The 2,334-nt window shown below is 60.3% G+C and carries 2 protein-coding genes; one reads left to right on the plus strand and one right to left on the minus strand.

Annotated features, from left to right (window positions below; all coding sequences use genetic code 11):
* Positions 1-104: 104 nt before the first annotated feature.
* A complete protein-coding gene (locus tag ACIP8I_RS03100; RefSeq protein WP_400758595.1) occupies positions 105-1,238 on the minus strand; it encodes a cupin-like domain-containing protein in 1,134 nt (377 codons plus the stop codon).
* 132 nt (positions 1,239-1,370) lie between these two features.
* On the opposite strand from ACIP8I_RS03100, the gene ACIP8I_RS03105 reads away from it, so the two are divergent.
* Positions 1,371-2,105 (plus strand): thioesterase II family protein, encoded by a 735-nt coding sequence (locus ACIP8I_RS03105; protein WP_400758597.1) that lies wholly within the window; start codon positions 1,371-1,373, stop codon positions 2,103-2,105.
* The last annotated feature ends 229 nt before the right edge of the window (positions 2,106-2,334 follow it).

The following is a 2,334-nucleotide window of genomic DNA, read 5'->3' on the forward strand; positions in this document are numbered from 1 at the left end:
CCTTACCTTCAGAAGTAGCGTGCCGGGTCAGTTTGCGACTGCTGCGCAGTCGATCGGGGATAAATCCCCTCGCCACAGAGTTATCCACACAGGCAGCGAATGGGTTACCAACCCCGACCCGAATTCACCCAGAAATTCACCGACAGTGACGTCGACACTGATTCCACCTGATGGAACCAGCCCTCCGGCAGAAACAACAGATCCCCGGCCTCCAGGGTCACGCGCAGGAACGTCACATCGCGTGCTGCAGGAAAGCGCTCGTAGTCCGGCGCGTCGGGGTTGAAGTCGCAGCCGTCCAGGCCACCCTTTGGCGCTGTCGACCAGGTGCCCAGTGCTTCGCGGTGATGCGGGGCGGCGAGGGTGAACTGCTTCTGGCCCCAGACCTGCGCGAACAAGTTGTCGGTGTCGTCGCGGTGCAGCGGCGTCAGCGTGCCTTTGGGGCCGATCCAGATGCGTGGCGGGATGAACAGCGAGGCATCGAAGTAGGGCGGGTACTTGATCTGCTGCAGCAATTGCGCCGGCAGGATGTTGTTGCCCATGTAGGCCGGCGGTTCGCCGTCAGCCCGTTTGACTGCCGGTTGGTCCAGCGAGGCAATGAACTCGGCCATCGACGTCGAGCGGAAATCACGTTCGGTGGAAAAGGTCTTCTTCACGTAATCGCCGTGGCGGCTGATGCCCTGCAGTTCGGCGAAATGCACCAGTGACTCTTCACGACTGAGATTGAACAGCGGCCAGTCGTGCAGGGCATTGCTGATCACCACCGGGATGCCGTTGGGTAAATACTTGCTTTTGAATTCGCTGACCGACAAATCATTGCGCGCATGGCGCTCGATGCGGGTCTGCACCGGCAGGCCGGCGGTGAGTTGTTCACTGAAGCGTGGCGGGGTCGGGTAGCGCTTGTTCATGTCGACCTTTTGCGCCACGGCGCCACCGTGCATCGCATGCTCGATGATCTGCGGCAGCAGCGTCGCCAGGCCCATGTTGCCGCCGATTTTCAGGCGCCCGCTGGCGAACAGTTCTTCGACATTGACTCGGCCGCCCATGATCCCGAGAAAATCACTCTCGGCGACTTCAATGGTCACGTCGGGGCTGGGATGGCGTCCGGGCGCGGTGCGACTGCTGGCCTTGACCTCCGACCAGTAGGCCTGCTGCGGACCAAACACGAATTGGAAAACGCCTTCGATGCCGACGGCACCGGCATTGGCGAACAACTTGCCCAGGATGCTCTGCAGGTCCACGGTGAATCCTCATTATTGGTTTTGGCCTGAACAGTTAACGAGCGCCTGTTGGCGCAATTTACCGGCGCGCGACTAATTTGCCGGGGGCGTAATCCGTTTCTCTCTACAGACAAATTTTTCGAGGAAAGCCGGGTGAACAAGCTGACCCTGCTGTGCCTGCCGTACTCCGGCGCCAGCGCCATGGTCTACAGCCGCTGGCGGCCAAAACTGCCGCAATGGCTGCAACTGCAACCGGTGGAGTTGCCGGGGCGCGGCGCGCGTTTCGACGAGCCGCTGCACACAGATATGCGTGCGTTGGCGATGCAACTGGCCAAGGAATTGCGGCCCAATCTCAAGGCGCCGTATGCGTTGTTCGGCCATAGCCTGGGCGCGCTGCTGGCCTGCGAAATCGCTCACGCCCTGCGTATCTTGGGCTGCGCGGAACCGGTGGCGCTGTTTGCCTCGGGCACGGCGGCGCCGACGATGCGCGCCGATTACGATCGCGGTTTTGCCGAGCCGAAAACCGACGCCGAGCTGATCGATCAGTTGCGCACGCTCAACGGCACCAGCGAAGAAGTGCTGGCCAACGCCGAGCTGATGAGCCTGACCCTACCGATCCTGCGCGCGGATTTTCTGCTTTGCGGCAAATTCGAGCCGTTGCAGCGGCCGCTGCTCAACTGCCCGGTGCACGTGCTGGGCGGCAAGGCGGATCGTGCGACCACCGAACAGCTGATCGGCTGGAGCAAGGAAACCCGTGGCAGTTTTTCGGTGGACATGCTCGCCGGCGGACATTTCTTTATTCATGAGCATGAGGCCAAAGTGCTCAAGGTGATCAAGGATCAACTGGAAGGGCATCATCGTCGGCACAACCTGGCCATCACCGCTTGATCCGCTCCCTGTAGGAGCTGCGGCACGCTGCGATCTTTTGATCCTGATCTTTAAAATCAAAAGATCGCAGCGTGCCGCAGCTCCTACAGGATTGTGCAATACGACAGAAATTCCCCGCTCTACCTCCCGCCTGACAGTTGTTCTCATTCGCTAATTTTTCCGGTCTGCATTCGTTTTATAGGGACGACGTGCCTTTGTGCTTCCTGCCTACTGATCCGGATGCTGAGAA

Source organism: Pseudomonas sp. NPDC088414 (genome assembly GCF_044753325.1).
Lineage (GTDB): Bacteria > Pseudomonadota > Gammaproteobacteria > Pseudomonadales > Pseudomonadaceae > Aquipseudomonas.